Annotated in this window: 9 protein-coding genes; 8 read left to right on the forward strand and 1 reads right to left on the reverse strand. The window is 66.3% G+C overall.

From position 1 onward, the window contains the following. Positions 1-141: 141 nt before the first annotated feature. Genes ccoO through C7C56_RS05185 form a run of 6 tightly spaced genes read left to right on the forward strand, consistent with a single transcriptional unit; the run spans position 142 to position 4,010 of the window. Entirely contained in the window at positions 142-756 is a 615-nt protein-coding gene (gene ccoO / locus C7C56_RS05160; protein WP_106756409.1) for a cytochrome-c oxidase, cbb3-type subunit II, read from the forward strand. Position 757: 1 nt separating this feature from the next. Continuing rightward, positions 758-931, forward strand: a complete 174-nt coding sequence (locus tag C7C56_RS05165) for a cbb3-type cytochrome oxidase subunit 3 (protein ID WP_106756410.1) — start codon at positions 758-760, stop codon at positions 929-931. Beyond that, positions 924-1,850 (forward strand): cytochrome-c oxidase, cbb3-type subunit III, encoded by a 927-nt coding sequence (gene ccoP, locus C7C56_RS05170; protein ID WP_106756411.1) that lies wholly within the window; start codon positions 924-926, stop codon positions 1,848-1,850. Before C7C56_RS05165 ends, ccoP begins: the two co-directional genes overlap by 8 nt. Continuing rightward, positions 1,847-3,232: a cytochrome c oxidase accessory protein CcoG gene (gene ccoG, locus C7C56_RS05175; RefSeq protein ID WP_106756412.1), complete on the forward strand. Its 1,386-nt coding sequence runs from the start codon at positions 1,847-1,849 to the stop codon at positions 3,230-3,232. The genes ccoP and ccoG overlap by 4 nt, the downstream gene beginning before the upstream one ends. A gap of 14 nt (positions 3,233-3,246) precedes the next feature. Next, the gene (locus C7C56_RS05180) at positions 3,247-3,780 is read left to right on the forward strand and encodes a FixH family protein (RefSeq protein WP_106756416.1); all 534 of its coding nucleotides are present in this window, start codon (positions 3,247-3,249) and stop codon (positions 3,778-3,780) included. Beyond that, positions 3,777-4,010 (forward strand): hypothetical protein, encoded by a 234-nt coding sequence (locus tag C7C56_RS05185; RefSeq protein ID WP_106756413.1) that lies wholly within the window; start codon positions 3,777-3,779, stop codon positions 4,008-4,010. The genes C7C56_RS05180 and C7C56_RS05185 overlap by 4 nt, the downstream gene beginning before the upstream one ends. 38 nt (positions 4,011-4,048) lie before the next feature. Here the strand turns inward: C7C56_RS05185 and fnr are convergent, their stop codons facing one another. Further along, positions 4,049-4,810 (reverse strand): fumarate/nitrate reduction transcriptional regulator Fnr, encoded by a 762-nt coding sequence (fnr, locus tag C7C56_RS05190; RefSeq protein ID WP_106756417.1) that lies wholly within the window; start codon positions 4,808-4,810, stop codon positions 4,049-4,051. Positions 4,811-4,960: 150 nt separating this feature from the next. Between fnr and C7C56_RS05195 the strand changes: the two genes are divergently transcribed. Further along, positions 4,961-5,269 carry a BON domain-containing protein gene (locus tag C7C56_RS05195; RefSeq protein WP_106756414.1) on the forward strand — a complete coding sequence of 103 codons (309 nt, stop codon included), beginning with the start codon at positions 4,961-4,963 and terminating at the stop codon, positions 5,267-5,269. 137 nt (positions 5,270-5,406) lie between these two features. Next, entirely contained in the window at positions 5,407-5,742 is a 336-nt protein-coding gene (locus tag C7C56_RS05200; protein WP_229458140.1) for a DUF1622 domain-containing protein, read from the forward strand. Positions 5,743-5,865: the final 123 nt, after the last annotated feature.

Genomic DNA, 5,865 nt, shown 5'->3' on the forward strand with positions numbered 1-5,865 from the left:
TCCGCTTCGGCGGCGGCCTGTTGTACCTCGGCGGCATGCTGCTGATGGCCTACAACACCTACCGCACAATGTACGACAGCCACAGCGCCGACGTCAAGATCCCGTCGCCGCAACTCACCCACGCATAATCCAGGAGCCCCCATGAAATTTTCCCATGAGTGGATCGAAAAGAGTCCCTGGCTGCTGATCGGACTGGTCCTGCTGGTCATCTCGGTCGGCGGCCTGGTCGAAATCGTCCCGCTGTTCTTCCAAAAATCGACCACCGAGCCGGTCGCCGGGCTCAAACCGTATTCGCCGCTGCGCCTGGTCGGGCGCGACGTCTACGTGCGCGAGGGCTGCTACAACTGCCACTCGCAGATGATCCGTCCGTTCCGCGCCGAGACCGAGCGCTATGGCCACTACTCGGTCGCCGGCGAATTCGTCTACGACCATCCGTTCCAGTGGGGCTCCAAGCGCACCGGCCCGGACCTGGCCCGGGTCGGCGGGCGCTACAGCGACGAATGGCACCGCAGCCACCTCGACAACCCGCGCGACCTGGTGCCCGAGTCGAACATGCCGGGCTATCCGTGGCTGGCCAAAACCAAGCTGGTGCCCGAGCAGGTGACCGCCAAGATGCGCGCGATGAAGCGGCTCGGCGTGCCGTACACCGAGCGGGAGATCGCCGAGGGGGCGACCACGCTGGTCGGCAAGACCGAGCAGGATGCGCTGATCGCCTACCTGCAGGGCTTGGGCATCCACATCAAATCGAGGAATTGACATGGCAATCGAAAAAATCTTTGACAATGCGAGCTCCATCATGACCCTGGTCAGCTTCCTGACCTTCATCGGCATCCTGCTGTGGACCTTCGCGCTGCGCAAGAACGCCGATTTCGCCACCCAAGCGGCGATCCCGTTCGCCGACGAGGACGAAAGCGAGGGCGCAAATGGCTGATTTCACCCACGGGTTCTGGGACCTGTTCGTCATCGTCCTGACCCTGCTGTCGATCGTCGGCTGCGGCCTCTTGCTGTACTCGCAGTCGGTCCACAAGGTCAAACCGGGCCAGCCCACCGACGGCACCACCGGCCATGTGTGGGACGAGGACCTCACCGAACTGAACACGCCGCTGCCGCGCTGGTGGATGTGGCTGTTCTATATCACCATCGTGTTCGCGCTGGTGTACCTGGTGCTCTATCCGGGCCTGGGCAGCTACGCCGGTACGCTCGGCTGGAAGTCGAGCGGCGCCTACCAGCAGGAGCTGGCCAAGGCCAAGGACGAGTACGGCCCGCTGTTCGCGCGTTTTTCGGGCAAGCAGCTCGAGGAGGTCGCGGCCGACCCGCAGGCGCACGCGATCGGCGAGCGCTTGTTCCTGACGTACTGTTCGCAGTGCCACGGCTCCGACGCGCGCGGCAGCAAGGGCTACCCCGACCTGACCGACAAGGATTGGCTGTACGGCGGCACGCCCTCGGTCATCAAGGAGACCATCCTCAAGGGGCGCAATGGCGTGATGCCGCCGATGGGCGCCGCGCTCGGCTCCGACGCCGCCACCGAAAACGTCGCGCACTACGTCAAGAGCCTGTCGGGCATGGCGGCCGATCCGATCAAGGTCGCCTACGGCAAAGAGAAATTCGGCGCCTGCATGGCCTGCCACAGCGCCGGCGGCACCGGCAACCAGGCGCTCGGCGCGCCCAACCTGGCCGACAAGGTGTGGCTCTACGGCGGCAGCGCCGACAGCATCATGGAGACGATCCGCAAGGGCCGCGCCGGCAGCATGCCCGCGTTCGAGGACTTCCTCGGCGAGGACAAGGTCCATGTGCTGGCGGCCTACGTGTGGAGCCTGTCGGCCGATAAAAAGGCGGCGCCAAGCAAATGAGCATTTCAAGTCCGGACGGAGCGGTCATCAAGATGTACGCCGCGCGCGAGAAGATCCATCCGCGCGAGGCGTCGGGCCGCTACGCGAGCCTGCGCTGGGCCTGCGTGTGGATCACCCAACTGGTGTTCTACGGGATCCCCTGGCTCAACTGGAATGAGCGGCAGGCGGTCCTGTTCGACCTGGGCGCGCGCAAGTTCTACATCTTCGGGCTGGTGCTCTGGCCGCAGGACTTCATCTACCTGGCCGCGCTGCTGATCATCTGCGCCTGGCTGCTGTTCCTGGTCACTGCGGTGGCCGGGCGCGTCTGGTGCGGCTTCGCCTGCCCGCAGACGGTGTACACCGAGATCTTCATGTGGATCGAGCGCCGCATCGAGGGCGCGCGCAGCGCCCGCATGCGCCTCGACCGCCAGCCGTGGACGCTCGACAAGGTCGCCAAGCGAACCGCCAAGCACGCGGCGTGGGGCACCGTGGCCCTGTGGACCGGCTTCACTTTTGTGGGCTATTTCGCCCCGGTGCGCTCGCTGATGGCGGGGGTGGCCGGGCTTGCACTGGGGCCGTGGGAATGGTTCTGGATCGGTTTTTACGCGCTTGCCACCTATGGCAACGCGGGCTGGCTGCGCGAGCAGGTGTGCAAATACATGTGCCCCTACGCCCGGTTCCAGAGCGCGATGTTCGACCAGGACACCCTGATCGTCACCTACGACCGGGAGCGCGGCGAGCCGCGCGGCCCGGCCGCGCCCACCGAAGGCAAGGGCGACTGCATCGACTGCACCCTGTGCGTGCAGGTATGCCCGACCGGGATCGACATCCGCAACGGGCTCCAGTACGAGTGCATCGGCTGCGCCGCCTGCGTCGACGCCTGCAACAGCGTGATGGAAAAGATCGACCTGCCCGCCGGCCTGATCCGCTATTCGACCGACAACGCGATGGCCAAACACTGGAGCCCGCGCCAGATCGTCAAGCGCGTGCTGCGCCCGCGGGTGCTCATTTACAGCGCGCTGCTGGCGGCCATCGTGGCCGTGTTCGGGACCGCGCTGGCGCTGCGCACGCCGCTCAAGCTCGATGTCATCCGCGACCGCGGTTCGATGGGGCGCGAGGTCGGCGACGGCGTGATCGAAAATGTGTACCGCCTGCAGATCATGAACACCGCCGAGACCGGCCACCGCTTCCGGATCGGCGTGGCCGGCGTCGAGGGCGTGCGCCTGGCCGATCCGGGCGACGTCGAGATCGACGGCGCCACCACCCGCGCCGTGCCGGTGACTGTGCAGGCGCCGCGCGGCGCGCTGGCCGCCGGCGCCAACCAGATCGTGTTCGAGCTGACGGCGATCGACCAGCCGTCCCTGAGCGTGCGCGAAAAAGCCGTGTTTATCGTGCCGAAGTGACCAAGGAGAATCCCATGCAACTAACTTCGACCCTCCCGGCGGCCGCCGCGGCGCCTTGGTACAAGCATCGCTGGCCCTGGTTGCTCATGCTCGGCCCGGCGTTGGTGGTGGTCGCGGCGATCATCACCGGCTGGCTCGCCATCACGCGCCAGGACGCGATGGTGGTCGACGACTACTACAAGCGGGGCAAGGCCATCAACCACGACTTGCGGCGCGACCGCGCGGCGGGCGCATTGCGCCTGTCGTTCACGGCGCACCACGACGCCGCCGCCGGCCTGCTGCGCGGGGAGTTGTCCAGTTTCGGGCGGCCGCTGTCGGTGCCGTTCCGGATCAGCCTGGCGCATGCGACCCAGGTCGAAAAGGACATCGTGCTCGAGGTCGTTCCCGACGCCCTCGGGCGCTTCGCGGTGGCGCTGCCGGCGCTCGAGCGCGCGCGCTACCAGATGCTGGTCGAGGGCAACGAGCGCACCTGGCGCCTGGTGGCGCCGTGGCGCTTGCCGGCGCAGCAGACGGTGTCGGTCGTGGCCGACGCGGAGCCGGCCAAATGAAGCCGCTCGCGCGGCGTTTGGCGATGAGCGTGCTGTGGCCGTCGTTTTTGGCGGCGGCCCTGGCCGAGGGGTTTTTCTTCGCGCTGGTCGAGCCGGAGGTGCTCTTTTGGACGATGGCGCCGATGGCAGTCTACAGCCTCGGGTTCTTCTTTTTCTGGGCCGTGTGCACTGCCGCCAGCACGCTCACCTACTACGTGCTGGCGGTGCCGGACGACCACGGGCGGCCGTGACGCGGCGGCCCCGGCATGGGGCCGAGGGCGGGGTGCGCCTACGCCATCGGACTGCATTGCGCGGTGCCGGCTGCCATCGCCTTGAGGATCGCCGGGTCCAGCAGCGTGACCTCGCGTTTGTCGATCTTGAGCCAGCCCTGGTTCTTGAAGCGCGACAGCAGGCGGCTGATGCTTTCGATCGTCAACCCCAGATAATTGCCGATGTCCTCGCGCGACATGCGCAACTGGAAGCTGTCGGGTGAGTAACCGCGGGCGGCGTAGCGCGCAGATAGGTTGATCAGGAAGACGGCAAAGCGCTGCTCGGCCCGCATATTGCCCAGCGAAAGCATGACGTTCTGCTCGCGCGTGATCTCCTGGCTCATCAGCCGGTGGAAGTGGCGCAGCAGGGTAGGCACCTCGCCGAACAGGTCCTCGAGGCGCGAAAACGGAATCTCGCACACTTCGCTGTCCTCGAGCGCGACCGCGTCGCAATGGTGGCGGTCGCCGCTGATGGCGTCCATGCCGAGCAGTTCCCCGGCCATCTGGAAGCCGGTGATCTGGAGTCCGCCGCTGGGATTGACCTGGAATGTCTTGAAATGGCCGAAGCGGATCGCGTACAGGTTGCGGAACGGCTCGCCCATCTGGTAGAGGCGCTCGTCGCGCGCGAGCCGGCGGCGGCGGCCGATGATCTTGTCTAGGCGGTCGAGGTCGGCGTTGTCGAGCCCCATGGGAAGGCACAACTGGTGCATGCTGCAGTTGGCACAGCTTGATTTGATGGCAATGACGCTGGGCGGGGGGGCGCCCTGGATTGGTTGGTTCATGCCTCCATCATACAGCACAGCAACAATTTGATGGCCGGGCGCGCGCGGGATCGGGGCGCGCGACAGGAACCGAATCGTCGGGCCGGGATCGAACTTGAGCGTGCCGAACACGGTGCGGCCGTTCCCCAACCACCGCCACTGGAGAAAACCATGAAGCCGACCCGCCCATTGCTTGCACTATTCGTCAGTTTGTTCATCGGCCTTAGTGCCTGTTCGACATCCCCGACCGACCGCAGGGTGGGGACCGTGCTCGAGGACACCGCGATCAGCGCCAGGGTCAAGACGGCGCTCGCTGCCGATCCCGACGTCAACGCCTTTGATGTTCAGGTCGAAACGTTCCGCGGCACCGTGCTGCTGAGCGGTTTCGTCGATTCCCCCGAAAACGCCATGCGCGCGGTCCAGGCCGCACGGCAAGTCGAGGGCGTGCAGGAGATTAAAAGCGCGATAGTTATAAAATAGGCAATCATACGGGCGCGAGGAGCCATCGATGTGCGCCCGACGATTCGCGGCCCGCGGCGCGGCATGCGAGGCCGGCGCCTTCGCTTGTGAGTGCCGAATAATGGGAGAGGCGGCGACTCGTCATCGCCTTCGGGGTTTTGGCCGCCATCGCCGCCTTTGCGCGCCACGGGCCGAAAGGCGCGCGCGGCAGCTTCGTCACGGTTCGTCTGCGCCTGGCGCGCTACCTCGGACTGGCCCTCGAGTTGCAACTGGCAGCCGACATCCTGTCGACGGCCATCGCGCCCAGTTGGGAGCAGATCGGCAAGCTTGCCGTCATTGCCCTGATCCGGACCGGGCTCAATTATTTTCTCATGCTGGAAACGCGGCACGAGGAGGACCAAATCGACGCCGAAAAGCGGAAAGCGTCGCCGCCGTCGCCGCCGCCAACGCAGCCGTCAAGGCCTGCCGTCAAGCCGCCAGCGGTTGGGTCCTGATCCACACGACGTGCGCCTGACGGGCTGGCACCCGGCGGTGCGGCCGTCACCCGGCAGTGCATCGCGGCCCAGCCGGCCGCCTTATGCGCCGTACCCGGCCCCAGCAATTCTCAATTCAGATTT

Origin of the sequence: Massilia glaciei (assembly GCF_003011895.2) — a bacterium.
GTDB lineage: Bacteria > Pseudomonadota > Gammaproteobacteria > Burkholderiales > Burkholderiaceae_D > Telluria_A > Telluria_A glaciei.

Bases quoted from the DNA above. Each gene is read 5' to 3' on its own strand.
- C7C56_RS05185 (WP_106756413.1), top strand. From the start codon at position 3,777: ATGAAGCCGCTCGCGCGGCGTTTGGCGATGAGCGTGCTGTGGCCGTCG.
- ccoO (WP_106756409.1), top strand. From the start codon at position 142: ATGAAATTTTCCCATGAGTGGATCGAAAAGAGTCCCTGGCTGCTGATC.
- C7C56_RS05165 (WP_106756410.1), top strand. From the start codon at position 758: ATGGCAATCGAAAAAATCTTTGACAATGCGAGCTCCATCATGACCCTG.
- ccoG (WP_106756412.1), top strand. From the start codon at position 1,847: ATGAGCATTTCAAGTCCGGACGGAGCGGTCATCAAGATGTACGCCGCG.
- fnr (WP_106756417.1), bottom strand. From the start codon at position 4,810: ATGAACCAACCAATCCAGGGCGCCCCCCCGCCCAGCGTCATTGCCATC.
- ccoP (WP_106756411.1), top strand. From the start codon at position 924: ATGGCTGATTTCACCCACGGGTTCTGGGACCTGTTCGTCATCGTCCTG.
- C7C56_RS05180 (WP_106756416.1), top strand. From the start codon at position 3,247: ATGCAACTAACTTCGACCCTCCCGGCGGCCGCCGCGGCGCCTTGGTAC.
- C7C56_RS05195 (WP_106756414.1), top strand. From the start codon at position 4,961: ATGAAGCCGACCCGCCCATTGCTTGCACTATTCGTCAGTTTGTTCATC.